The organism is Arthrobacter pasteuri, from assembly GCF_054510955.1.
Genome location: NZ_JBTNDO010000001.1, coordinates 1,202,255 through 1,227,116, shown reverse-complemented (window position 1 = coordinate 1,227,116; position 24,862 = coordinate 1,202,255). Strand labels below are relative to the sequence as shown.

General features: G+C 66.9%; 19 protein-coding genes and 1 tRNA gene. 17 read left to right on the top strand and 3 right to left on the bottom strand.

From position 1 onward, the window contains the following. Window positions 1–36: 36 nt before the first annotated feature. The gene (locus ACX80H_RS05715; protein ID WP_459311676.1) at window positions 37–717 is read left to right on the top strand and encodes a LuxR C-terminal-related transcriptional regulator; all 681 of its coding nucleotides are present in this window, start codon (window positions 37–39) and stop codon (window positions 715–717) included. Window positions 718–732: 15 nt separating this feature from the next. On the opposite strand, the gene ACX80H_RS05710 is transcribed toward ACX80H_RS05715, so the two are convergent. Next, the gene (locus tag ACX80H_RS05710) at window positions 733–1,968 is read right to left on the bottom strand and encodes a pyridoxal phosphate-dependent aminotransferase (RefSeq protein WP_459311675.1); all 1,236 of its coding nucleotides are present in this window, start codon (window positions 1,966–1,968) and stop codon (window positions 733–735) included. Between the two features lie 291 nt (window positions 1,969–2,259). Here ACX80H_RS05710 and ACX80H_RS05705 point away from each other — a divergent pair. The 8 genes from ACX80H_RS05705 to rplL all read left to right on the top strand — a co-directional run bounded on the left by ACX80H_RS05705 (window position 2,260) and on the right by rplL (window position 7,672). Beyond that, a tRNA-Trp gene (locus ACX80H_RS05705) sits at window positions 2,260–2,332 on the top strand. 153 nt (window positions 2,333–2,485) lie between these two features. After that, window positions 2,486–2,743 carry a preprotein translocase subunit SecE gene (gene secE / locus ACX80H_RS05700; protein WP_459311673.1) on the top strand — a complete coding sequence of 86 codons (258 nt, stop codon included), beginning with the start codon at window positions 2,486–2,488 and terminating at the stop codon, window positions 2,741–2,743. A gap of 104 nt (window positions 2,744–2,847) precedes the next feature. Next, window positions 2,848–3,765, top strand: coding sequence for a transcription termination/antitermination protein NusG (gene nusG, locus ACX80H_RS05695; protein ID WP_459311671.1), 918 nt, complete (start codon window positions 2,848–2,850; stop codon window positions 3,763–3,765). A 123-nt stretch (window positions 3,766–3,888) separates the two neighbouring features. Then, window positions 3,889–4,320, top strand: coding sequence for a 50S ribosomal protein L11 (rplK, locus tag ACX80H_RS05690; RefSeq protein ID WP_087030133.1), 432 nt, complete (start codon window positions 3,889–3,891; stop codon window positions 4,318–4,320). Between the two features lie 147 nt (window positions 4,321–4,467). Then, on the top strand, window positions 4,468–5,172 hold the full coding sequence (gene rplA, locus ACX80H_RS05685) for a 50S ribosomal protein L1 (protein WP_459311669.1): 705 nt from the start codon (window positions 4,468–4,470) through the stop codon (window positions 5,170–5,172). A gap of 100 nt (window positions 5,173–5,272) precedes the next feature. Further along, window positions 5,273–6,370, top strand: coding sequence for a GNAT family N-acetyltransferase (locus tag ACX80H_RS05680; protein ID WP_459311667.1), 1,098 nt, complete (start codon window positions 5,273–5,275; stop codon window positions 6,368–6,370). A gap of 264 nt (window positions 6,371–6,634) precedes the next feature. Continuing rightward, window positions 6,635–7,234 carry a 50S ribosomal protein L10 gene (gene rplJ / locus ACX80H_RS05675; RefSeq protein WP_459311665.1) on the top strand — a complete coding sequence of 200 codons (600 nt, stop codon included), beginning with the start codon at window positions 6,635–6,637 and terminating at the stop codon, window positions 7,232–7,234. 57 nt (window positions 7,235–7,291) lie between these two features. Continuing rightward, on the top strand, window positions 7,292–7,672 hold the full coding sequence (gene rplL, locus ACX80H_RS05670; protein WP_133082401.1) for a 50S ribosomal protein L7/L12: 381 nt from the start codon (window positions 7,292–7,294) through the stop codon (window positions 7,670–7,672). A gap of 104 nt (window positions 7,673–7,776) precedes the next feature. On the opposite strand, the gene ACX80H_RS05665 is transcribed toward rplL, so the two are convergent. Both ACX80H_RS05665 and idi read right to left on the bottom strand, forming a co-directional pair. Next, entirely contained in the window at window positions 7,777–8,976 is a 1,200-nt protein-coding gene (locus tag ACX80H_RS05665; protein WP_459311663.1) for an acetyl-CoA C-acetyltransferase, read from the bottom strand. Between the two features lie 79 nt (window positions 8,977–9,055). Then, complete coding sequence (gene idi / locus ACX80H_RS05660) at window positions 9,056–9,664, bottom strand: isopentenyl-diphosphate Delta-isomerase (protein WP_459311661.1); 609 nt, start codon at window positions 9,662–9,664, stop codon at window positions 9,056–9,058. Window positions 9,665–9,791: 127 nt separating this feature from the next. Between idi and ACX80H_RS05655 the strand changes: the two genes are divergently transcribed. The 8 genes from ACX80H_RS05655 to fusA all read left to right on the top strand — a co-directional run bounded on the left by ACX80H_RS05655 (window position 9,792) and on the right by fusA (window position 24,689). Next, window positions 9,792–10,853, top strand: a complete 1,062-nt coding sequence (locus ACX80H_RS05655; protein WP_459311659.1) for a polyprenyl synthetase family protein — start codon at window positions 9,792–9,794, stop codon at window positions 10,851–10,853. 6 nt (window positions 10,854–10,859) lie between these two features. Next, window positions 10,860–11,753 (top strand): phytoene/squalene synthase family protein, encoded by an 894-nt coding sequence (locus tag ACX80H_RS05650; RefSeq protein WP_459311657.1) that lies wholly within the window; start codon window positions 10,860–10,862, stop codon window positions 11,751–11,753. Beyond that, the gene (crtI, locus tag ACX80H_RS05645; protein WP_459311656.1) at window positions 11,750–13,369 is read left to right on the top strand and encodes a phytoene desaturase family protein; all 1,620 of its coding nucleotides are present in this window, start codon (window positions 11,750–11,752) and stop codon (window positions 13,367–13,369) included. Before ACX80H_RS05650 ends, crtI begins: the two co-directional genes overlap by 4 nt. 313 nt (window positions 13,370–13,682) lie before the next feature. Then, a complete protein-coding gene (gene rpoB, locus ACX80H_RS05640; protein WP_459311654.1) occupies window positions 13,683–17,192 on the top strand; it encodes a DNA-directed RNA polymerase subunit beta in 3,510 nt (1,169 codons plus the stop codon). 186 nt (window positions 17,193–17,378) lie between these two features. Beyond that, window positions 17,379–21,272: a DNA-directed RNA polymerase subunit beta' gene (locus ACX80H_RS05635; RefSeq protein ID WP_459311652.1), complete on the top strand. Its 3,894-nt coding sequence runs from the start codon at window positions 17,379–17,381 to the stop codon at window positions 21,270–21,272. Window positions 21,273–21,640: 368 nt separating this feature from the next. Continuing rightward, window positions 21,641–22,015, top strand: a complete 375-nt coding sequence (gene rpsL, locus ACX80H_RS05630; protein ID WP_087076907.1) for a 30S ribosomal protein S12 — start codon at window positions 21,641–21,643, stop codon at window positions 22,013–22,015. A gap of 1 nt (window position 22,016) precedes the next feature. Further along, window positions 22,017–22,487, top strand: coding sequence for a 30S ribosomal protein S7 (gene rpsG / locus ACX80H_RS05625; RefSeq protein WP_087076905.1), 471 nt, complete (start codon window positions 22,017–22,019; stop codon window positions 22,485–22,487). Window positions 22,488–22,574: 87 nt separating this feature from the next. Continuing rightward, on the top strand, window positions 22,575–24,689 hold the full coding sequence (gene fusA / locus ACX80H_RS05620) for an elongation factor G (protein WP_459311649.1): 2,115 nt from the start codon (window positions 22,575–22,577) through the stop codon (window positions 24,687–24,689). Window positions 24,690–24,862: the final 173 nt, after the last annotated feature.

Here is a 24,862-nt window from a genome sequence, read left to right as displayed (position 1 = left end):
AACGACGGCCGGGAAACGGTGAGGAAGAGGAAGCACATGGACAGCGAGAACCTACCTGCGGACGCGGCAGTACCGGGAACGGTGTCCGTGGTCATCGTCGACGATCACGGGATCTTCCGCTCCGGCCTCCGCGCCGCGCTCGGGCCCGTGATCCGGGTCCTCGGCGAGGCAGCGACGGTCGAGGAGGCGGAAGCGGTGATCGGTGCCACGGCGCCCGACGTCGTCCTGCTCGACGTCCACCTGCCCGGCGGCCGCGGCGGCGGGGGAGCGGAGGTCATCCACCGCTGCAGCGCCCTCGGCACGACGTCGCGCTTCCTGGCCCTCAGCGTCTCGGACTCGGCGGAGGACGTCGTCGCCGTCATACGTGCGGGAGCGCGCGGCTACGTCACCAAGACCATCTCCGGTCCCGAGATCACCGACGCGGTGCAGCGCATCGCCTCGGGGGACGCCGTCTTCTCCCCGCGGCTCGCCGGTTTCGTCCTGGATGCGTTCGGGACCGCCTCGGTCGCCGTCGACGACGAACTCGACCGCCTCTCGGCACGCGAACTCGAAGTCATGCGGCTCATCGCGCGCGGCTACAGCTACAAGGAGACGGCGAAGGAACTCTTCATCTCCGTGAAGACCGTTGAGACGCATGTTTCGGCCGTGCTCCGGAAGCTGCAGCTGTCCTCGCGGCACGAACTCACGCGCTGGGCGACGGAGCGCAAGCTGCTCTGAAAAGGTGCCGGCTGCCTACCTGGCGGAACCGAGGAACTCCTGCAGGCGTCCCACACCCGTCGCGAGATCCTCGTCGCCGAGCGCGTAGGACAGGCGCAGGTAGCCGCTCGGCCCGAAGGCCTCACCGGGCACGACGGCGACCTCGACCTTCTCCAGGATCAGCGCGGCGAGATCGGCGGACGTGGCGGGGGTGACGCCGTCGAAGCTCCGGCCGAGCAGCGGCCGCACGTCCGCGTAGGCGTAGAAGGCTCCGTGCGGGGTGGGGCACTCGACGCCCTCGATCTCGTTCAGAGCCGACACCATGGCACGACGGCGGCGGTCGAAGGCCACCTTCATCTCGTCGACCGCCGTCAGCGGCCCGGAGACAGCGGCGAGGGCCGCCATCTGGGGCACGTTCGACACGTTCGACGTCGCGTGCGACTGCAGGTTCGTCGCAGCCTTGACGAGGTCCTTCGGACCGACCATCCAGCCCACGCGCCAGCCGGTCATCGCATACGTCTTGGCCACGCCGTTCAGGATGACCACCCTGTCGCCGAGGGAGGGAGCAGCCGTCGCGATCGACGTGAAGGGCACGCCGTCGTACGTCAGGTGCTCGTAGATCTCGTCCGTCACCACCCACAGCCCGCGTGCCGCTGCCCACTCGCCGATCTCGCGGACGGCGTCGGCACCGTACACCGCTCCGGTCGGGTTCGACGGCGAGACGAACAGCAGCACCTTCGTGCGTGGTGTCAGCGCCGCCTCGAGCTGGTCCACGGTCACGAGGTATCCCTGCTCGGGCCCGGCGAACACCTCGACCGGTACGCCGCCCGCGAGGCGGATGGCCTCCGGATAGGTGGTCCAGAACGGCGTGGGGACGAGGACCTCGTCGCCCGGGTCGAGGAGGGTGGCGAAGGACTCGTAGACAGCCTGCTTGCCGCCGTTGGTCACGAGCACCTGGGCGGGATCGACGGCGTAGCCGGAATCCCGCAGCGTCTTCTCCGCAATGGCCTGCCTGAGCTCGGGAAGGCCGCCGGCGGGCGAGTAGCGGTGGAAACGGGGCTGGCGGGCGGCGGCGATCGCGGCATCGACGATGTAGTCCGGCGTCGGGAAGTCCGGTTCGCCGGCACCGAAACCGATGACGGGCCGGCCCGCAGCCTTGAGGGCCTTCGCCTTCGCATCCACGGCCAGCGTTGCGGACTCCGCGATCGAGCCGATCCGCCGGGAGATCCGGGGGAGGGCTGCGCGGGTGGAGTCGTCGGTCGTCGCGTTCATCGGGTCCCGTTCCGTGAGGTCTTCGTGGCAGCTTCCAGCTTAGGCGGTGGCCCCCGCCCGGAACCGCATCGGGTGTCCCCGCGTCGTATCCCCGCGTCACGGCCGCCTCCGGGCCGAGCCCGTTCGGGGGCGGCCCGGGGGCAGTCAACCCCCTCCGGAGCACGGCCCGAGTGTCCCGGTTCGACGTTCCGGCGGTGATTGCGTAGACTTGTTCCTCGGTGTTGAAACACCATGATGGTTCGTGCCCGCACCGGGCAGGCCGGAGTGGAAGCTGTACCGGTTTCGAACCAAAGGGTAGTGGCGCAATTGGTAGCGCAGCGGTCTCCAAAACCGCAGGTTGCAGGTTCGAGTCCTGTCTGCCCTGCGCGTGGCCTTCGCGGATGGATCGCGAAGGCCCGGCAGAAACAGATCACGAAGCCCCGGCGCAGGCACAGGCCCCGCGCGGCGGTAAACATGATCAGCTGGGGGCGCCACTGGTGGTCCGGCTGGAACACCACACAGATTGATGAGGTTGACGGTGACCGATACGGCTGCGAGCAGCTCCAAGGGAAGCCCTTCCGAGAACAAGGCTCCCCAGCGCGGGTTCTTCGGACGCATCATGCTGTTCATCCGCCAGGTCTTCGCGGAACTCGGGAAGGTCGTCACGCCCACCCGCCGGGAACTGGTCCGGTTCACCATCACCGTCCTCGTCTTCGTGGTCATCATGATGCTCCTCGTGACCGCCCTGGACCTCCTGTTCGGGGCCGGCGCAGTGTGGGTCTTCGGCGACAACTGACGCCGTCCTCCGGGAATGCATGTTCCGGCACCGCTGTTGGGGTGACGGGTCGAGTACAGGCAAGCAGAACAACTTTCGAAGAATGTCAGAAAGCAGGCGGCTAGGTGTCCGAGCAAGAACTCGAACGGCAGATCACTCCCGAAGATGGTCTGGAGAACGAGGAGTACGGAACGGAGGCGGAGGTCGACGCCTTCGACCCCGACGTGCCTGCGGACGACTCCGATGCGGCTGACTACCCTGCCGCCACCGATGTCGCCGCCGAGGACGGGTTCCTCGCCGACGACGTGGAGGCCGACGAGACCGACGACGACGCGGATGCCGACGACGACGAGATCGAGGCCACCGCCTCGGACGCCGTCGACGAAGCTGCCGCATCCGACGCGGACGAGGCCGAGGAGGCTTCGGAGGAAGCTCCTGCCGAGGACCCCGTTGCCGCCTTCAAGGCCAGGCTCCGCCGCCAGGAGGGTGACTGGTATGTCATCCACTCCTACGCAGGCTACGAGAACCGCGTGAAGGCGAACCTCGAGACCCGCATCCAGACGCTGGACATGGAAGATTACATCTTCGAGATCCAGGTGCCGATGGAAGAGGTCGTCGAGATCAAGAACACCACGCGGAAGATCGTCAACCGCGTGCGCATCCCCGGCTACGTGCTGGTCCGCATGGAGCTCACCGACGAGTCCTGGGGTGCCGTCCGTCACACGCCGGGCGTCACCGGCTTTGTGGGCAACGCCCACAACCCGGTCCCGCTGAGCCTCAACGAGGTGTTCTCGATGCTCGAGCACACGATCGTCCACACCGACGCCGAGTCGGGCAAGCCGGTGCAGCCGCAGTTCACGCCCGCCACCGTCAACTTCGAGGTCGGCGAGTCCGTCACCGTCAACGAGGGCCCCTTCGAGACCCTTCCGGCGACGATCTCCGAGATCAAGCACGAGTCGCAGCAGCTCGTCGTGCTCGTCTCGATCTTCGAGCGCGAGACCCCGGTCACGCTCTCGTACAACCAGGTCACCAAGATCCAGTAAAGCTTCGACGAGTCCCGGCGTGCTTGGCCGGGAAGCGTCGTGAAGGCCGTCACGCCATGACGGCCACAACCCTGCGGGACGCTCCTGTCCCGCGGGAACGCAATGCAAGAGAAGGACCCTTTCATGGCCCCCAAGAAAAAGGTCACCGGCCTCATCAAGCTGCAGATCAATGCAGGCGCCGCCAACCCGGCTCCTCCGATTGGTCCCGCACTTGGCCAGCACGGTGTCAACATCATGGAATTCTGCAAGGCATACAACGCCGCCACGGAATCCCAGCGCGGAAACGTCATCCCCGTGGAGATCACGGTGTACGAGGACCGCTCGTTCACCTTCATCACGAAGACCCCGCCGGCAGCCGAGCTGATCAAGAAGGCAGCCGGAGTCGCCAAGGGCTCGGGCACGCCGCACACCGTCAAGGTTGCGAAGCTGACCAACGCCCAGGTCGAAGAGATCGCCACCATGAAGATGGAAGACCTCAACGCCAACGACGTCCAGGCAGCTGCCAAGATCATCGCCGGCACCGCCCGCTCCATGGGCATCACGGTCGAGGGCTAATACCCCTCCCTCCCGCTCCGTCCGGCACTGCCGGGCAGGGCACACCACCATTTCACAGCACGACGGCGCCGCATCCCGCGGACGACGGCGTGAGTGGCAGGGCCCGGCGCGGTCCGCAGACCACGACTGCATAAGGAGAACAAGCAGATGGCACAGCGCAGCAAAGCATACAAGGACGCTGCCGCGAAGATCGAGGCGGACAAGCAGTACGCCCCCCTCGAAGCGGTAGTCCTCGCGAAGGAATCCAACCCTTCCAAGTTCGACGCCACGGTCGAGGTGTCCTTCCGTCTCGGAGTGGACCCTCGCAAGGCGGACCAGATGGTCCGCGGCACCGTGAACCTTCCCCACGGCACCGGCAAGACCGCCCGTGTCCTGGTCTTCGCGACCGGCGAGAAGGCAGAGGCGGCCATCGCGGCCGGCGCTGACTTCGTCGGCTCCGACGACATGATCGAGAAGGTCTCCGGCGGCTGGACCGACTTCGACGCCGCGGTTGCAACCCCTGACCTCATGGGCAAGGTGGGACGCCTCGGAAAGATCCTCGGCCCCCGTAACCTGATGCCGAACCCGAAGACCGGTACGGTCACGGCGGACGTCGCCAAGGCTGTCACCGACATCAAGGGTGGAAAGATCGACTTCCGCGTCGACAAGCACTCCAACCTCCACTTCATCATCGGCAAGGTCTCCTTCGACGAGCAGAAGCTGGGGGAGAACTACGCTGCAGCGCTCGAGGAGATCCTCCGACTGAAGCCTTCGGCTTCGAAGGGGCGCTACATCCAGAAGGCAACGGTCTCGACCACCTTCGGTCCCGGTATCCCCGTCGACCCGAACGTCACCAAGGTCTTCGCCTCCTAAGGCGGATCCCTGCAGAAGCCCCGTGGCACGAGCCGCGGGGCTTCTGCGTTTAAGCGTCCAGCCCGGCCGACGCCCCGACCGGTAGGGCTATGCTCGGCGCATGACGGCGATCAGCATCGGCCCGCTCCGCGTTCCCGCAACGCTCGCGGAGCCGGAGGGGAACGACTTCGCAGAGAGTGCCCGCGTGTCGGACGCCGTCGAGCACGCGATCTGGGGCCATGACGACCACTGCATGGATCCGGCGGAGCGGCTCGTCAGGGGCCAGTCGACGGCGGACCGTGGGTTCGTCCTGGGCGTCGCGAGGGATCGCGGGCGCATCGTCGCGAACGTGGGCATCGACATCCCGCCCAGGGACAACCTGCGGAGCGCCGTCGTGCAGATCGAGGTCCTGCCGTCCCACCGCAGGCAGGGGATCGCCACGGCGCTCCTTGCCTTCGCGGAGCAGGAGATGGCGGACCGGGGCCGCTCCATCGCCATGGCCTGGAGCGACGCGCGCGTCGACGACGGGCCGGAAGCTGGGCCGGTCCTCGTGCCGGCCTCCGGCGCCGGCTCGTTCCCGGCGTCGGATCCGTCGGCCATCCTTGCCGTGCGTTCGGGATTCGAGCTGGTGCAGGTGGATCGGCAGAGCGTCCTCCACCTCGCCGGCGTGCAGGGTGGGCGGGACGGCATCGCGGGGCAGGAGCGCGAAGCGCGCGCCGCGGGCTCCGGGGACTACGAACTCGTGGAATGGACGGACAGCTGCCCGGCGGACCTCATCGACGACTATTCGCTCCTGCGCCGGAAGATGAGCACCGATCCGCCGCTCGGCGGCTTCTCCCAGGAGGAGGAGGCGTGGGACGCCGGCCGCATCCGCCGGGAGGAGGACCGCGCCCGGACGGCCGGCACCTCGAGCCTGGTCTGCGCCGTCCGCCACACGGCGAGCGGGCAACTCGTCGGGCACACCATCCTCGACCGGTCCGTGTCGAAGCCCGCCGTGGTCTACCAGGAGGACACCCTGGTGCTCGCCGCGCACCGCGGGCACAGACTGGGCCTGTGGCTCAAGGCGGCGAACCTGCGGCGCGTGCTCGATGAATGGCCGACGGCACAGCGCATCTACACCTGGAACGCCGAGGAGAACTCCCACATGCTCGCCGTGAACGTCGCTCTCGGCTTCCGGCCGTCGGGCCGCACGGCCGGATGGCAGAAGACCCTCGGCTAGCGCGGATTTGGCCGAAGCCGCGGCGTCACGTAGGCTTTGACTACCAAAGACCGTCGGTCGATCCATCTCCACTTCCTGCAGTGCACTCCTGCGCGGCCCGGAAGAGGAACAGGATCCGAAAGTTCCCGTGAGGGACGGCCTACGCAGGTGAACGAAGCTCCTCTCCACCGGCTTGTGCCCGTGTCGAGCAAGGCCCCGTGCATCTGCGCGGGGCGTTTTTTATTGGAGCTGGAAGACCGGCGCATATTCCCCGGAAGGAGGGTTATGGCAACGCCAACAAAGGTTTCTGCAGTGGACGAGATCACCACCGATTTCAAGGACTCCACCGCGGCTGTCCTGACCGAATACCGCGGGCTCACTGTTGCTCAGCTCAAGGAACTGCGCCGTGCCCTTGGCGCGGACACCAAGTTCTCCGTCGTCAAGAACACCTTGACCGGCATTGCGGCGAAGGAAGCCGGCATCGACGCGTTCGATGGCCAGCTGTCCGGACCCACCGCGATCGCCTTCATCAAGGGTGACGCCGTTGCTGCGGCCAAGAGCCTCACGGATTTCGCGAAAGCCAACCCGAAGCTCGTCATCAAGACTGGAATCTTCGAGGGCAAGGCCCTCGACGCATCCGAGGTCGTTGCCCTCGCAGCCCTCGAGTCGCGCGAACTCCAGCTCGCCCGGGTGGCCGGTGTCCTCAAGGCGCCGATGTCCGCCCTGGCCCGCACCGTCGATGCACTGCGCATCAAGCTCGAGGAGGGAAGCGGCGCTGCACCTGCAGCCGACGCTGACGCTCCTGCTGCCGAGGAAGCCGCTGCTCCTGCAGAAGCTGCCGCGGAGGCTCCCGCCGAGGAAGCCGCAGCAACCGAAGCGAACTAGTTTCCCTTCGATCCCCACACTCCGGTGCAGTGCACCACTAAAGGAAGGACGCCTCCCATGGCGAAGCTCACCAACGAAGAGCTCATTGAAGCTTTCAAGGAACTGTCCATCATTGAACTCTCGGACTTCGTAAAGCTGTTCGAGGAGACCTTCGATGTCACCGCTGCTGCAGTTGCAGTTGCAGGCCCCGCCGGTGGCGGAGCCGGCGAAGCCGCCGAAGAGGAGCAGACCTCGTTCGACGTCGTCCTCGAGGCTGCAGGCGACAAGAAGATCGCAGTGATCAAGGAAGTTCGCGCCCTCACCTCGCTGGGCCTGAAGGAAGCCAAGGACGTTGTCGACAGCGCCCCCAAGGCCGTCCTCGAGGGCGTCACCAAGGAAGCCGCAGACAAGGCCAAGGAGGCCCTCGAGGCCGCCGGCGCCACCGTCACCCTCAAGTAACACCCGCTGCACCCGCAGCCCGGCGAAGGCCGGTGCTGCTGCAGTACACGAAAGAGCCCCGCTTCTCGCGAAGCGGGGCTCTTTCGTGTTCCGGGCCGGAGCGGTCAGCGCCAGAGGAGGAGTGCTTCACCCTGGCCGCCGCCGCCGCAGAGGCTCACCGCGGACCTGCCGGTTCCCCGTCGTGCCAGCTCCAGCGCGGCGTGGAGGGCGAGCCGTGCCCCGGAGGCACCGATGGGGTGGCCGAGTGCGATCGCCCCGCCGTGGATGTTGCACTTCTCGAGCGGGTAGTCGAGGTCCTTGAGGGACTGGACGGCCACGGACCCGAACGCCTCGTTGATCTCGATGAAGTCGAGGTCGCCGGTCGTCCAGCCGGCCCGTCCGAGGGCCTGCTTGATCGCCTCGGACGGCTGGGAGTGGAGCGTGTTGTCCGGTCCCGCGACCTGGCCCGGCCGGCCGACGACGGCCAGCACCGTCAGTCCGGATTCCTCGGCGTAGGAGCGCGTGGTCACGACGAGCGCCGCGGCGCCGTCGGACAGGGGCGAGGAGTTGCCCGCCGTGATCGCGCCGTCCGGGTCGAACGCCGGCCTGAGCTTCGCGAGGGACTCGACGGTCGTGGCCGGGCGGATGCCCTCGTCGCTGGTGAGGACGACGTCGTCGCCCTTGCGCTGCGGCACCCGGACCGGGACGATCTCCTCGGCCAGCACGCCGCTGTCCGTCGCGGCGGCCGCCCGCTGGTGCGACGCCGCAGCGACCGCGTCCTGGGCCGTGCGGTCGATCTCGAGGCGCACGTTCCCACGCTCCGTCGAGGCTCCCATCGACTCGTCGTCGAACGCATCGGTCAGGCCGTCGTGCGCCACCGAGTCGAGGGCGGCCATGGACCCGTAGGTCCAGCCCTGGCGGGAGCCGGGCAGCAGGTGGGGTCCGCGGGTCATCGACTCCTGGCCGCCGGCGACGACGACGCGCGCCTCGCCGCCGCGGATCAGGCGGGCGGCGTCGATCACGGCGGTGAGGCCCGAGAGGCAGACCTTGTTGACGGTGACGGCCGGGACGTTCCAGGGGATGCCCGCCTTCACCGCGGACTGGCGGGCCGGGTTCTGGCCGCAGCCGGCCTGGACCACGTGACCCATGATGACGGCGTCCACGGCGGAGGCAGCGACGCCCGCGCGCTCCAGCGCTCCCGCAATGGCCAGTGCGCCGAGCTCGACGGCGGTGAAGGAGGCGAGCTGCCCGTTGAGGCGCCCGAGGGGTGTGCGGGCGCCGCCGACGAGGACGACGTCGTCGGGGGATGGCGTGGGTGTCGCCATGGTGGAACTCTCTTTCGTCGTTGAAATAGTGCCGCTACCAGACTAGGACTTTTCGGTGGCGCTTCCGCCGCGCCGGGCATCAGGGGACGTCGCGGGGTCCGGGTCCGTCGGCGCCCTGGGGGTAGAGCAGGGGGAGCTGCAGGGTGAGCCAGGGACTGAACGCCCACGGCGTCGCCGTGACAGCACGGACGAGTTCGCGGGCGTCGACCCACTGGTAGTCCATGACCTCGGCCGGCAGCGGAGCCACGGGACTGTCCGCCACGGCCGTGTAGACGGGGCAGATCTCGTTCTCGACGATGCCCGAGGCGTCCACCGCGCGATACCTGAAATCCGGCAGCGCGGCTCGAATGTCCGTGACCCTGAAGCCGAGCTCCTGGGTCGCGCGCCGGTGGACCGCGTCCTCGAACGGCTCGTCCGGTGCCGGGTGCCCGCAGAAGGAGTTTGTCCAGACGCCGGGCCAGGCCTTCTTGCCCAGGGCGCGGCGCGTGACGAGGATGCGCCCGGCGTCGTCGAACACGTGTGTGGAGAAGGCCAGGTGCAGGGGGGTGTCGAGCGTGTGGACGGTCGCCTTGGAGTGCGTTCCGACGGGGGTGCCGTCCTCGGCGAGCAGCACCACGACCTCGGTCTCCGGACCCGCACCGCCGTCAACGCCCGTACGCTGCGCCGTGCATCCTGCTTCGCTCGCCATCGTGGCACTCTTTTCGCTGATCGTCCGTTCGGTACGCGGGGTTCGCTCCAGCCGGGCGAGCGGCCCGGCGGTATACACCCCACGTGTCGTCAGGGCGCCGTATCCGTTGTTTACTTTACCTATGGACATGGACACTCTGCTGGTGGAGCCCGCCGGGCTCGAACAGGTCGAGAGTGCGCTCGATCGGTTCTTCGAGGAGTCCAAGGCCCGCGCCGCGAGGATCGGACCGGGGTACCACGCCCTCTGGGCGACCCTCGAGCGGTGTACCGCCGGCGGGAAGCGGTTCCGGCCCCGCATGGTGATGTCCGCCTACCAGATGCTCGGCGGACGCGACCTCGCCAATGCGGCCGAGGTCGGTGCGGCCTTCGAGCTGCTCCATACGGCCCTGATCGTGCACGACGACGTGATCGATCGCGACTTCATCCGCCGCGGGATCCCGAACGTCTCCGGCCGTTACCGCGCCCTCGCCGAGGGGGCAGGCATGTCACCCGAGGGTGCGCACCACGTCGGCCTCTCCGCCGGGGTCATTGCCGGGGACCTGGCGCTCTCCAACGCCTACCGGCTGCTCGAGCGGGTCGAGGCGCCCCCCGCCGTCCGGCGCCGGCTCGGGGACATCCTCGACGAGGCGGTCTTCGCGTCGGCCGCGGGGGAGTTCCTCGACATCGAGACCTCCCTGGATCCGGCCATGCCGTCCGTCGAGGCCATCGTCGACATGGCCCGGCTCAAGACCTCCGTCTACTCCTTCGAGGGGCCCCTGCAGGCAGGTGCCGTCCTCGCCGGCGCGGATGAGGAGCTCATCGCCCGCCTCGGCGATTTCGGGCGGGACGCCGGTATCGCCTACCAGATCGCCGACGACCTGCTCGGCGTCTTCGGCAACGAGACGCGCACCGGGAAGACGAACTGGGGCGACCTGCGCGAGGGCAAGCGGACCGCACTCCTGTCCTACGTCTCCGCGCGGCCGGAGTGGGACGACATCTCGGCCCTCGTCGGCAGTCCCGGGATGTCGGCGGCGGACGCCGACTTCGTCCGGCGCATCCTCGTCGACAGCGGCGCCAAGGACTACTCCTCGAGCCTCGCCGCCGAGTACGCCGCCCGGGCCCGCACCCACCTCGACTCCGACGTCGTGCCCTCCGCACTGCGGTCCGCCCTCCACCCCGTGGTGACGGCCGTCGTGGACAGGGTGCACTGAGTGGGCATGAACGATCCGCTCGCACGCTACAACGCGGCAGCGCTCAGGACCTCCGCGGAGGTCATCCGCTGCTACTCGACGTCCTTCGGCATGGCCTCGCGCATCCTCGACCGCAGCACGCGCGCCTCCATCGAGTCCGTGTACGCACTGGTGCGCGTCGCCGACGAGGTCGTGGACGGCGCCGCTGCCGGAGCGGGGCTGTCGGTGGACGAGGTGGGGCGGCTCCTCGACGACCTCGAGCGCGACACCGAGACGGCCATGACCACCGGCTACAGCACGAACCTGGTCGTGCATGCCTTCGCCCTCACGGCTCGGGCCACGGGCATCGGCGTCGACCTCACCCGGCCCTTCTTCGCCTCCATGCGCGCCGACCTCACCCGGAGCGAGCACACCCAGGAGTCCTTCGACCTGTACGTCTACGGGTCCGCGGAGGTCGTCGGGCTGATGTGCCTGCGCGCCTTCCTCGTCGGCCGGACCGTGACGCCGGAGGAGGACGCCGTGCTCGTGGAGGGCGCGAGGCACCTCGGCGCCGCCTTCCAGAAGATCAACTTCCTCCGGGACCTCGCCGAGGACTTCTCCACCCTCGGCCGCAGCTACTTCCCGGGCGTGCGGCCGGGGAGCTTCACGGAGGCGGACAAGATCCGCCTCCTGGACGACATCGACCGCGACCTGCGCATCTCGGCCGCAGCCCTCCCGGGCCTGCCCCCGACGCCGCGACGCGCCGTCACCCTCGCGCAGGGACTGTTCACCGAGCTCGCCGCCAGGCTGCGTCGCACGCCGGCCGACGAACTCCTCCGGGCGCGGGTCCGGGTCCCCGCCCCGGTCAAGCTCCGCATCATGGCGCAAGCCGTCACCGGTCGCGCGGTACCGGAACTCGCCGCGCAGGAGAGGTCGGCATGACACCCCAGCAGAACGGGCGGATACGCGTCGCAGGCAAGGACGTCGTCGTCATCGGCGGCGGGATCGGCGGGCTCGCGACGTCGGCCCTGCTGGCCCGTGAAGGGCACAGCGTCACCCTCCTGGAGAAGCGCGGACAGGTGGGCGGCCGAGCCGGTTCCTGGGAGCAGGGTGGTTTCCGCTTCGACACCGGCCCGTCCTGGTACCTGATGCCCGAGGTGATCGACCACTTCTTCCGGCTGATGGGCACGAGCGCCGCGGAGCAGCTCGACCTCGTGAAGCTCGACCCCGGCTACCGCGTCCTCTTCGAGGCCGGGGGAGCGGTCGACGTCCCCGCGGACCGGGAGGCCGTCACCAAGCTCTTCGAATCCCTCGAGGCCGGCGCCGGTGAGCAGCTGTCGGAGTACCTCGACTCCGCGGAGGACGCCTACGAGATCGCCAAGAAGCGTTTCCTCTACTCGACCTTCCAGTCCTTCCTGCCCTTCGTCCGGCCCGACGTCCTCAGGCGGCTGCCGCGGATCGGGTCGCTGCTCCTCCAGCCGCTGCAGTCCTTCGTCGAGAAGCGCTTTCAGGATCCGCGCATCCAGCAGATCCTCGGCTATCCGGCCGTGTTCCTCGGCAGCTCGCCCTTCGACGCGCCGAGCATGTACCACCTGATGAGCCACCTCGACCTCGACGACGGCGTGCTCTACCCGATGGGCGGCTTCAGCACCCTCATCGACGCGATGCGCCGGGTCGCGGTCGCCGCCGGCGTCGAGATCCGGACCGGCGCCGACGTCGTCTCGATCGACACCGAGCCCCGGACGCCGGGGAGGTCCCCCCTCGACCGCCGGGCCGCGACGGTGCGCGGAGTCACCTACCGCATGGGCGGGACGACGGCGTCCATCGGTGCCGACATCGTCGTGTCCGCCGCGGACCTCCACCACACCGAGACCACGATGCTGCCGGCGGACCTGCAGACGTACCCGGAGGGGTACTGGCAGAAGCGCGTGCCCGGCCCCAGCGCGCTGCTCCTCTACCTGGGCGTCCGGGGAAGCCTGCCGCAGCTCGAACACCACACCCTGCTGTTCACCACGGACTGGCGCGACAACTTCGGGCGCATCTTCGGCAAGGAGACCTCCGTGCCGTCACCGGCGTCGCTGTACGTGTGCCGACCGAGTGCCACGGACGGTTCCGTGGCCCCGGAGGGCCACGAGAACGTGTTCGTCCTCGTGCCCATCCCGGCGGACGTCACGATCGGCAGGGGAGGACTCGAGCGCGGGGGAGACGCGAGGGTCGAGGACCTGGCCGACGCCGTCATCGGCCAGATCTCGGAGTGGGCAGGGATCCCCGATCTCGTCGAGCGCATCGTCGTCCGCCGCAGCTACGGTCCGCAGGACTTCGCCGACGACCTCAATGCGTGGCGCGGTACGTCGCTCGGGCCGGCGCACATCCTGAAGCAGAGCGCGTTCTTCCGCGGCTCGAACCGCAGCGCGAAGGTCGGCAACCTCTTCTATGCGGGGAGTTCGACGGTCCCCGGCATCGGCATCCCCATGTGCCTCATCAGCGCGGAACTCATCGTCAAGCGGCTGCGCGGCGACACCAGCACGGGGCCGCTGCCGGAGCCCGCCGCCGGCTAGGACGGACCCCGGCCGCCGGATGCTACCGGCAGGACGTCGTCCCCACCAGGCGTGGTGGGCTTGACGCGAAGAGGGGAGAGGGGCTAGTGGACTTTACGCTGCGCATGCCGTAGTGTAGGTCTTTGCGTCTTCCCTCTTAACCTCAGCCTTCATATAGCGGTGGGCTTTGCTCTGCTCTCGTTGTTCGACCTGGCCATCTGGTTGGGGTCACGCGGGCGGACACTGGTGGGCACTGAGATCCCCGCAGCATACTGCGGTGGCGGTGCTGAGGCGAATGCGCTGACAAGCCTGACGGTCTGTGGAAGGATCCCTCTTGGTCGCCCCGAGCACCTCTAATAATGCAACCGCTACCAGCCAGGTCGACGCCGACGGCGCCGCACCCCGGCTCTCATTCGCAAAGATTCACGAACCGCTTGAAGTTCCTAATCTTCTCGCCCTCCAGACGGACAGCTTCGACTGGCTCGTCGGCAACGAGCGCTGGAAGGCCCGCGTTGAGGAAGCGCTGGAGAAGGGGCTGCAGGGTGTAGCCACGACCTCCGGGTTGGCCGACATCTTCGAAGAGATCTCCCCGATCGAGGACTTCCAGGGCACCATGTCCCTGAGCTTCTCCGAGCCTGAATTCGCAGACCCCAAGTACACGATGGCCGAGTGCAAGGATCGCGACGCGACCTACTCCGCCCCGCTGTACGTCAAGGCCGAGTTCATGAACAACAACACGGGCGAGATCAAGCAGCAGACCGTGTTCATGGGTGACTTCCCCCTCATGACCGACAAGGGCACCTTCGTCATCAACGGCACCGAGCGTGTCGTCGTCTCGCAGCTCGTCCGTTCGCCCGGTGCCTACTTCGAGCGCACCGCGGACAAGACCAGCGACAAGGACATCTTCAGCGCGAAGATCATCCCGTCGCGTGGTGCCTGGTTCGAGCTCGAGATCGACAAGCGCGACCAGGTCGGCGTCCGCCTCGACCGCAAGCGCAAGCAGTCGGTCACCGTGCTGCTGAAGGCCCTCGGCTGGACCGAAGGCCAGATCCTGGAGGAGTTCGGCCAGTACGACTCCATCCGCGCCACCATGGAGAAGGACGCGACGGAGACCCGCGAGGACGCCCTCCTCGACATCTACCGCAAGCTGCGTCCGGGCGAGCCCCCCACGGTCGAGGCTGCCCAGACACTCCTGGACAACCTGTACTTCAACCCGAAGCGCTACGACCTCGCCAAGGTCGGCCGGTACAAGATCAACCGCAAGCTCGGCATCGACAAGGACCTCACGGACTCCGACGCCTCGGTGCTGAACATCGACGACATCGTCGCGATGATCAAGTTCCTGGTCGCCCTGCACGCCGGTGACAAGACCCTCGGCGGCAAGCGCGACGGCGGGGACGTCGAGCTCCGCGTCGAGGTCGACGACATCGACCACTTCGGCAACCGCCGCATCCGCGCCGTGGGCGAGCTCATCGAGAACCAGGTCCGCACGGGCCTGTCCCGCATGGAGCGCGTCGTCCGCGAGCGGATGACCACCCAGGACGTCGAGGCCATCACGCCGCAGACCCTGATCAACATCCGTCCCGTCGTGGCCGCCATCAAGGAGTTCTTCGGAACCTCCCAGCTGTCGCAGTTCATGGACCAGAACAACCCGCTCGCCGGCCTGACGCACAAGCGTCGCCTGTCCGCGCTGGGCCCGGGTGGTCTCTCCCGTGACCGCGCAGGCATGGAAGTCCGTGACGTCCACCCGTCGCACTACGGACGCATGTGCCCGATCGAGACCCCTGAAGGCCCGAACATCGGCCTCATCGGTTCGCTCGCCTCGTACGGCCGCATCAACGCGTTCGGCTTCATCGAGACCCCGTACCGCAAGGTCGTCGACGGCATCGTCACCGACCAGATCGACTACCTGACCGCCGACGACGAGGTGGAGCGCCTCATCGCCCAGGCGAATGCGCCCCTCGGTGCGGACAACACGTTCACGGAGGACATGGTCCTCGTGCGGACGCGTGGTGGTTCCGGCGAGCCCGTGCTCGTCGAGCCCGCCGAGGTCGAGTACATGGACGTCTCCCCGCGCCAGATGGTGTCCGTCGCAACCGCGATGATCCCGTTCCTGGAGCACGACGACGCCAACCGCGCCCTCATGGGTGCGAACATGCAGCGCCAGGCCGTGCCCCTGCTCCGTTCCGAGCGTCCCCTCGTGGGCACCGGCATGGAGAAGAACGCGGCCGTCGACGCCGGTGACGCCGTCACCGCGACGAAGGCAGGCGTGGTCAAGGAGGTGTCGGCCGACCTGGTCAGCGTCCTCAACGACGACGGCACCGAGACGAACTACCCGATCATGAAGTTCGCCCGCTCGAACCAGGGCAACGCGTACAACCAGCGCGTCCTGGTCTCCGAGGGCGACCGCCTCGAGTACAACTCGATCATCGCCGACGGTCCGTCCACGGACCAGGGTGAGCTCGCGCTGGGCAAGAACATGCTCGTGGCCTTCATGTCCTGGGAGGGTCACAACTTCGAGGACGCGATCATCCTGTCGCAGCGCATCGTCTCCGACGATGTCCTGACCTCGATCCACATCGAGGAGCACGAAGTCGATGCCCGCGACACCAAGCTCGGTGCCGAGGAGATCACGCGTGACATCCCGAACGTCTCCGAAGAGGTCCTCGGGGCGCTCGACGAGCGCGGCATCATCCACATCGGTGCCGAGGTCGAAGCCGGCGACATCCTCGTAGGCCGTGTCACCCCCAAGGGTGAGACCGAGCTGACCCCCGAGGAGCGCCTGCTGCGCGCCATCTTCGGTGAGAAGAGCCGCGAAGTCCGCGACACCTCGCTGAAGGTTCCCCACGGCGAGTCCGGAACGGTCATCGGCGTGCGCATCTTCGACCGCGACAACGACGACGAGCTGCCCCCGGGCGTCAACCAGCTGGTCCGCGTCTACGTGGCACAGAAGCGCAAGATCACGGACGGTGACAAGCTCGCAGGCCGCCACGGCAACAAGGGCGTCATCTCCAAGATCCTCCCGATCGAGGACATGCCGTTCCTCGAGGACGGCACCCCCGTCGACATCGTCCTGAACCCGCTCGGCGTCCCCGGACGCATGAACGTCGGCCAGGTCCTCGAGATCCACCTCGGCTGGGCAGCCAAGCAGGGCTGGAAGATCGAGGGCGAGCCCGAGTGGATGAAGAACCTCCCGAACCTTCCGCGGGAGATCTCCTCGACCACCGTCGCGACCCCCGTGTTCGACGGCGCCACCGAGGACGAGATCGTCGGTCTCCTCGGATCCACGAACGTCACCCGTGACGGACAGCGCCTCATCGGCGAGTCCGGCAAGGCGCGCCTGTTCGACGGCCGCTCCGGCGAGCCGTTCCCGGACCCGATCTCCGTCGGCTACATGTACATCCTGAAGCTTCACCACCTGGTGGACGACAAGATCCACGCGCGCTCCACCGGCCCGTACTCCATGATCACGCAGCAGCCGCTGGGTGGTAAGGCACAGTTCGGCGGACAGCGTTTCGGTGAGATGGAAGTGTGGGCCCTCGAGGCCTACGGTGCGGCCTACACGCTGCAGGAACTCCTCACCATCAAGTCGGACGACATCCACGGACGCGTCAAGGTGTACGAGGCCATCGTCAAGGGCGAGAACATCCCCGAGCCGGGCGTTCCCGAGTCCTTCAAGGTCTTGATCAAGGAAATGCAGTCGCTCTGCCTGAACGTGGAAGTCCTCTCCACCGACGGCACCACGATTGAAATGCGTGACTCGGATGAAGAAGTGTTCCGGGCCGCGGAGGAACTGGGCATCGACCTCTCACGGGCCGAGCCGAGTTCTGTCGAGGAAGTCTAGGTTCCACCCGACCGGTCCAGTCCGGTACCCGGAACGGCGGCGACGGAATTTCTGCGACCGCCGGGCGGCATTGAAATATCGAAGCCGCCTTCCTCCGGGCACCTCCTGGACCGGTGGGGGACTCCACTCCCCGCCGCACCCCCAAGACTTCAAGAATTTAGAGAACAAAGAGAGAACAGGGACCCTATGTCCAGCGAATCCTCCTTCGGCCTCATGCGAATCGGCCTTGCCACCGCGGACGAAATCCGCGGCTGGTCTTACGGCGAGGTCAAGAAGCCGGAAACCATCAACTACCGCACGCTCAAGCCCGAGAAGGACGGCCTCTTCTGCGAGAAGATCTTCGGCCCTTCCCGTGACTGGGAGTGCTACTGCGGCAAGTACAAGCGCGTGCGCTTCAAGGGCATCATCTGTGAGCGCTGCGGCGTCGAGGTGACCCGTGCCAAGGTGCGCCGTGAGCGCATGGGCCACATCGAGCTTGCTGCTCCCGTCACCCACATCTGGTACTTCAAGGGCGTCCCCTCGCGCCTCGGCTACCTCCTCGACCTGGCTCCGAAGGACCTCGAGAAGGTCATCTACTTCGCGGCCTATATGATCACGTCGGTCGACGAGGAGAACCGCCACGCCGAACTGCCGAACCTCCAGGCCGAGCACGACCTCGAGAAGAAGCAGATGACGGACCAGCGCGACTCCGACATCGCCGCGATCGCCAAGGACCTCGAGGACGAGCTCGCCCGTCTCGAGGGCGAAGGCGCCAAGGCTGCTGACAAGAAGAAGGCACGCGACTCGGCCGACCGCCAGATGGCGAACGTCCGCAAGCGCGCGGACGCCGACATCGAGCGCCTGGTCCAGGTGTGGGAGCGTTTCAAGACCCTGAAGGTCGCAGACCTCGAGGGCGACGAAGGACTCTACCGCGAGCTGCGCGACCGCTACGGCCTGTACTTCGAGGGCTCCATGGGAGCCGAGGCGATCAAGAAGCGCCTCGAGAACTTCGACATGCCTGCCGAGGCAGAGATGCTGCGCGACATCATCCAGAACGGCAAGGGCCAGCGGAAGACGCGCGCCCTGAAGCGCCTCAAGGTGGTCAACGCGTTCCTGACGACGACGAACAGCCCCCTGGGCATGGTCCTCGACGCCGTGCCGGTGATCCCGCCGGAACTGCGCCCGATGGTCCAGCTCGACGGTGGCCGTTTCGCGACGTCCGACCTCAACGACCTGTACCGCCGCGTCATCAACCGGAACAACCGCCTCAAGCGCCTGCTCGACCTCGGAGCCCCCGAGATCATCGTGAACAACGAGAAGCGCATGCTGCAGGAAGCGGTCGATTCCCTGTTCGACAACGGCCGCCGCGGCCGTCCGGTCACCGGACCGGGCAACCGTCCCCTGAAGTCCCTCTCGGACATGCTCAAGGGCAAGCAGGGTCGTTTCCGCCAGAACCTCCTCGGCAAGCGCGTCGACTACTCGGGCCGTTCGGTCATCGTCGTCGGCCCGCAGCTGAAGCTGCACCAGTGTGGTCTGCCCAAGCAGATGGCCCTGGAGCTCTTCAAGCCGTTCGTGATGAAGCGCCTGGTGGACCTCAACCACGCGCAGAACATCAAGAGCGCCAAGCGCATGGTCGAGCGTTACCGCCCCCAGGTGTGGGACGTCCTCGAAGAGATCATCACCGAGCACCCCGTGCTGCTGAACCGTGCACCTACCCTGCACCGCCTCGGCATCCAGGCGTTCGAGCCGCAGCTGGTGGAAGGCAAGGCCCTCCAGCTGCACCCGCTGGTCTGTGGTGCGTTCAACGCGGATTTCGACGGCGACCAGATGGCAGTCCACCTGCCGCTGAGCCCCGAGGCCCAGGCCGAGGCGCGCATCCTGATGCTCTCCTCGAACAACATCCTCAAGCCGTCCGACGGCCGTCCGGTCACCCTGCCCTCGCAGGACATGATCATCGGTCTGCACCACCTCACCACCAAGCGTGAGGGAAGTGCCGGCGAAGGCCGCGTCTTCACCAGCGTCGCCGAGGCGATCATGGCGTTCGACATGGGCTCGCTCCACCTCAACTCGGTGGTCCGGATCCGCGTGGACAACTTCGTGCCGAGCGCCGACATCGAGGCTCCCGAGGGCTGGGAGCCCGGTACGCCGGCGCTGATCGAGACCTCGCTCGGACAGGTGCTCTTCAACGAGACGCTTCCCCTGGACTACCCCTGGGTGGAGAAGGTCGCGGACAAGGGCCAGCTCTCGACGATCGTCAACGATTTGGCCGAGCGCTACCCGAAGGTCGTCACGGCGGCAACGCTGGACAACCTGAAGGATGCCGGTTTCTACTGGGCGACCCGCTCGGGCGTCACCGTCGCCATCTCGGACATCTCCGCGCCGATCAACAAGGCCGGCATCATGGAGGGCTACGAGACGCAGGCGGCCAAGGTCCAGTCGCAGTTCGACAAGGGCCTCATCGCCGACGAGGAGCGCCGCCAGGAGCTCATCGACATCTGGAACAAGGCGACCAACGAGGTTGCCGCATCCATGCGCGACGCGATGCCGAAGGACAACACCATCAACCGCATGGTGTCCTCCGGTGCCCGTGGTAACTGGCTGCAGGTCCGCCAGATCGCCGGTATCCGTGGCCTCGTGGCCAACCCGAAGGGTGAGATCATCCCTCGCCCGATCAAGTCCTCGTACCGCGAGGGCCTGTCGGTCCTGGAGTACTTCATCGCGACGCACGGTGCCCGTAAGGGCCTCGCCGACACCGCCCTGCGTACGGCCAACTCGGGCTACCTGACCCGACGCCTGGTCGACGTCTCGCAGGACGTCATCGTCCGCGAGGACGACTGCGGTACCGAGCGTGGCCTGAAGGTCACCATCGCCGTGCCGAACGCCGATGGCGAGCTGGTGCTGCACGAGGAGGTCGAGAACTCGGCGTACGCACGTACGCTGGCCACCGACGTCGTCGATTCCAAGGGGGAGGTGCTCGCTGCCGCGGGCTCCGACGTCGGGGACGTTCTCATCGGTGAACTGTTCGAGGCCGGTATCGCCGAGATCAAGGTCCGCTCCGTGCTCACCTGTGAGTCCAGCGTCGGAACCTGTGCGCTGTGCTACGGCCGTTCGCTCGCGACCGGCAAGACCGTGGACATCGGAGAGGCCGTCGGCATCATCGCCGCACAGTCGATCGGTGAGCCCGGTACCCAGCTGACCATGCGTACCTTCCACACCGGTGGTGTCGCATCGGCGGAGGACATCACCCAGGGTCTGCCCCGTATCCAGGAGCTCTTCGAGGCGCGTACCCCCAAGGGTGTCGCCCCGATCTCCGAGGTCGCAGGGCGCGTCACGGTCGAGGATGCCGAGAAGCAGCTTCGCCTGGTGGTCACCCCGGATGATGGCTCCGAGGAGATCGCGTACCCGGTCCTCCGGCGTGCACGTCTCCTGGTCGCCGACGGCGACCACGTCGAGGTCGGGCAGCAGCTCGTCTTCGGTGCGGTCGACCCGAAGCAGATCCTGCGTATCCTGGGCCCCCGCAAGGCACAGGAATTCCTGGTGGACGAGGTCCAGCGCGTGTACCGCAGCCAGGGTGTGGGCATCCACGACAAGCACGTGGAGGTCATCGTCCGCCAGATGCTGCGTCGCGTCACCGTGATCGAGTCCGGCGAGTCGGACCTGCTCCCCGGTGAGCTGGCCGAGCGTCGCCGCTTCGAGGACGAGAACCGTCGCGTGGTATCCGAGGGCAAGAAGCCGGCCTCCGGCCGTCCCGAGCTCATGGGTATCACCAAGGCGTCGCTCGCCACCGAGTCGTGGCTGTCGGCCGCTTCCTTCCAGGAGACCACGCGTGTCCTCACGCAGGCCGCCATGGAGGGCAAGAGCGATCCGCTGCTGGGCCTCAAGGAGAACGTCATCATCGGTAAGCTCATCCCGGCCGGTACCGGCCTGGACCGCTACACGAAGGTCACGGTCGAGCCCACCGAGGAAGCCAAGGCGAACCTCTTCACCGGTCCGAGCGCGTTCAGCGACTTCGACTACGCCGGTGTCGAGGGCGGCCTGAGCCCCGAGTTCCATGCGATCCCGCTGGACGACTACGACATGGGCAACAGCGACTTCCGCTGATGTAACCCTGTCGGACGGAAAGGCCCCGGACTCCACGGTCCGGGGCCTTTCCCGTCCCCCCGTCGTCGCCCTACCACAGGGGGAGCGGGGTGCGCGACGGGGCGTGCCCGATCTCTGGTAGACTTGGAACCAATTGTTTGTGTGGCAAAGGATCGGCGTTGCGAAACGTATCTCCGCGTTGTACGTAAGTTGTACAACGAATGCCACATTTTCGCACGCCTACAGTCGTTTTGCGGCAGCTTGTTCGTTGGTGGTGCGCCAAACGACTGATCATCCCGACCCCCGGATGGCGCGGCCCTGCGAAGCGGCCGCAACCGCGGAGTAGGGCGACAGGGATCTCATCTTCTGACATTACGGAGAACACGAAAGTGCCTACGATTAACCAGCTGGTCCGCAAGGGCCGGTCACCTAAGGTCTCCAAGACCAAGGCGCCCGCACTCAAGGGCAGCCCCATGAAGCGCGGCGTTTGCACCCGCGTCTACACCACCACCCCGAAGAAGCCGAACTCGGCTCTCCGCAAGGTCGCCCGCGTGCGCCTCAACGGTGGCATCGAAGTTACCGCCTACATCCCCGGCGTCGGTCACAACCTTCAGGAACACTCCATCGTGCTCGTGCGCGGCGGACGTGTGAAGGACCTTCCCGGTGTCCGATACAAGATCATCCGTGGCGCGCTCGACACCCAGGGCGTGAAGAACCGCAAGCAGGCTCGCAGCCGCTACGGCGCAAAGATGGAGAAGAAGTAATATGCCTCGTAAGGGCCCGGCCCCCAAGCGGCCGCTCGTACTCGATCCCGTCTACGGTTCACCCCTGGTCACGCAGCTGATCAACAAGGTGCTCGTCGACGGCAAGAAGTCCACTGCAGAGCGCATCGTCTACGGTGCCCTCGAAGGCGCACGCGCCAAGTCCGGCGGCGACCCCGTGGCAGCCCTCAAGAAGGCCATGGACAACGTGAAGCCGACCCTCGAGGTCCGTTCACGCCGCGTCGGTGGAGCCACCTACCAGGTCCCCGTCGAGGTCAAGCCCGGTCGTTCGACCGCCCTGGCCCTTCGCTGGCTGGTCGGCTACTCCAAGGCCCGCCGCGAGAAGACCATGACCGAGCGCCTCCAGAACGAGATCCTGGACGCTTCCAACGGTCTCGGCGCCGCAGTCAAGCGCCGCGAGGACACGCACAAGATGGCCGAGTCGAACAAGGCCTTCGCACACTACCGCTGGTAGCAGATCTGCCGGCCGGGCCGCGACCCCACCAGGGACGGCCCGGCCGGCGGTCCAGCAGAACTCCATTTTCGTAATAAGGGAGACACCGTGGCACAGGACGTGCTTACCGACCTCAACAAGGTCCGCAACATCGGCATCATGGCCCACATCGATGCCGGCAAGACCACCACTACCGAGCGCATCCTGTTCTACACGGGTGTAAACCACAAGATCGGTGAGACGCACGACGGCGCCTCCACCACCGACTGGATGGAACAGGAGAAGGAGCGCGGCATCACCATCACGTCTGCCGCCGTGACCTGCTTCTGGGAGAACAACCAGATCAACATCATCGACACCCCCGGGCACGTCGACTTCACCGTCGAGGTCGAGCGCTCACTGCGCGTCCTCGACGGCGCCGTCGCCGTGTTCGACGGCAAGGAGGGCGTCGAGCCCCAGTCGGAGACCGTCTGGCGCCAGGCCGACAAGTACGAAGTGCCCCGCATCTGCTTCGTCAACAAGATGGACAAGCTGGGCGCCGACTTCTACTTCACCGTCGACACCATCATCAGCCGTCTGGGCGCCAAGCCCCTCGTGCTGCAGCTCCCGATCGGCGCCGAGAACGACTTCATCGGCGTCGTCGACCTGCTCCACATGCGGGCCCTCGTCTGGCCCGGCGATGCCAAGGGTGACGTGACCATGGGCGCGAAGTACGAGGTCCAGGAGATCCCCGCCGATCTCCAGGAGAAGGCCGAGGAGTACCGCGCGACGCTCGTCGAGACCGTCGCGGAGTCCTCCGACGAGCTCATGAACAAGTACCTCGAGGGTGAAGAGATCTCCATCGAGGAGCTGAAGGCCGGCATCCGCAAGATGACGATCAACTCCGAGCTCTACCCGATCCTCTGCGGTTCCGCGTTCAAGAACCGCGGAGTGCAGCCGATGCTCGACGCCGTCATCGACTACCTGCCCTCGCCCCTCGACGTCCCCCCGATGATCGGCCACGATCCCCGGGACGAAGAGACCGAGCTGACGCGCAAGCCCAGCACGGAGGAGCCCTTCTCGGCTCTCGCGTTCAAGGTCGCGACGCACCCGTTCTTCGGTCAGCTGACGTTCATCCGCGTGTACTCGGGCCAGGTGTCCGCCGGCACGCAGGTGACCAACTCGACGAAGTCCAAGAAGGAGCGCATCGGCAAGCTGTTCCAGATGCACGCCAACAAGGAGATTCCCGTCGAGGAAGCCCTTGCCGGCCACATCTACGCAGCGATCGGCCTGAAGGACACCACCACCGGTGACACCCTGTCCGACTCGGCGAACCAGATCGTCCTCGAGTCCATGAGCTTCCCGGCTCCCGTGATCTCGGTGGCCATCGAGCCCAAGACGAAGGGTGACCAGGAGAAGCTCTCCACGGCCATCCAGAAGCTCTCGGCCGAGGATCCCACCTTCCAGGTGTCCCTCAACGAGGACACCGGACAGACGATCATCGCCGGCATGGGCGAGCTCCACCTGGACATCCTGGTGGACCGCATGCGCCGCGAGTTCAAGGTCGAGGCGAACGTGGGCAAGCCGCAGGTCGCCTACCGCGAAACCATCAAGCGTCCCGTCGCCAAGCACGACTACACGCACAAGAAGCAGACCGGTGGTTCCGGCCAGTTCGCGAAGATCCAGATCGCGATCGAGCCGATGGAGGTTGAAGAAGGCGTTCTGTACGCGTTCGACAACAAGGTCACCGGTGGACGCGTTCCCCGCGAGTACATCCCGAGTGTCGACGCCGGCATCCAGGACGCACTCAACGACGGCGTGCTGGCCGGTTACCCGGTCGTCGGCATCAAGGCGACGCTGCTCGACGGCGCCTACCACGACGTCGACTCCTCCGAAATGGCCTTCAAGATCGCCGGACGTATGGCGTTCAAGGAAGCCGCTCGGATGGCGCAGCCCGTCCTGCTCGAGCCGCTGATGGACGTCGAGGTGCGCACCCCTGAGGAATACATGGGTGAAGTCATCGGTGACCTCAACTCCCGCCGTGGACAGATGCAGTCGATGGAGGACGCCAGCGGCGTGAAGGTCATCCGTGCCTTCGTTCCGCTGTCCGGGATGTTCGGTTACATCGGTGACCTGCGGTCGAAGACCCAGGGTCGCGCCGTGTACTCGATGCAGTTCAACAGCTACTCGGAGGTCCCGAAGGCAGTAGCCGACGAGATCATCCAGAAGACGCGCGGCGAGTAAGCCCCCTCCCGGAAACGGGATTTCCGGAGAGAGCCGGCCTGTCGAAGGGCAGGTCGGCCCCCTCTCCAGCTGCCGGCCCGGTCGGGCCGGCAGCGCACAGCAATTTCATCAAAACCAAAAGCCCCCAGTAGACTTGCATGAGTTTCAGCTGCGAAAAGCGCGGCTGGGAAGCA

What these genes read in the sequence shown, in the direction of transcription:
- ACX80H_RS05710 (WP_459311675.1), bottom strand. Translation starts at nt 1,968, where the DNA reads ATGAACGCGACGACCGACGACTCCACCCGCGCAGCCCTCCCCCGGATC.
- ACX80H_RS05680 (WP_459311667.1), top strand. Translation starts at nt 5,273, where the DNA reads ATGACGGCGATCAGCATCGGCCCGCTCCGCGTTCCCGCAACGCTCGCG.
- ACX80H_RS05655 (WP_459311659.1), top strand. Translation starts at nt 9,792, where the DNA reads ATGGACACTCTGCTGGTGGAGCCCGCCGGGCTCGAACAGGTCGAGAGT.
- rpsG (WP_087076905.1), top strand. Translation starts at nt 22,017, where the DNA reads ATGCCTCGTAAGGGCCCGGCCCCCAAGCGGCCGCTCGTACTCGATCCC.
- ACX80H_RS05715 (WP_459311676.1), top strand. Translation starts at nt 37, where the DNA reads ATGGACAGCGAGAACCTACCTGCGGACGCGGCAGTACCGGGAACGGTG.
- rplK (WP_087030133.1), top strand. Translation starts at nt 3,889, where the DNA reads ATGGCCCCCAAGAAAAAGGTCACCGGCCTCATCAAGCTGCAGATCAAT.
- idi (WP_459311661.1), bottom strand. Translation starts at nt 9,664, where the DNA reads ATGGCGAGCGAAGCAGGATGCACGGCGCAGCGTACGGGCGTTGACGGC.
- rplJ (WP_459311665.1), top strand. Translation starts at nt 6,635, where the DNA reads ATGGCAACGCCAACAAAGGTTTCTGCAGTGGACGAGATCACCACCGAT.
- rplL (WP_133082401.1), top strand. Translation starts at nt 7,292, where the DNA reads ATGGCGAAGCTCACCAACGAAGAGCTCATTGAAGCTTTCAAGGAACTG.
- ACX80H_RS05635 (WP_459311652.1), top strand. Translation starts at nt 17,379, where the DNA reads ATGTCCAGCGAATCCTCCTTCGGCCTCATGCGAATCGGCCTTGCCACC.
- rplA (WP_459311669.1), top strand. Translation starts at nt 4,468, where the DNA reads ATGGCACAGCGCAGCAAAGCATACAAGGACGCTGCCGCGAAGATCGAG.
- crtI (WP_459311656.1), top strand. Translation starts at nt 11,750, where the DNA reads ATGACACCCCAGCAGAACGGGCGGATACGCGTCGCAGGCAAGGACGTC.
- ACX80H_RS05665 (WP_459311663.1), bottom strand. Translation starts at nt 8,976, where the DNA reads ATGGCGACACCCACGCCATCCCCCGACGACGTCGTCCTCGTCGGCGGC.
- ACX80H_RS05650 (WP_459311657.1), top strand. Translation starts at nt 10,860, where the DNA reads ATGAACGATCCGCTCGCACGCTACAACGCGGCAGCGCTCAGGACCTCC.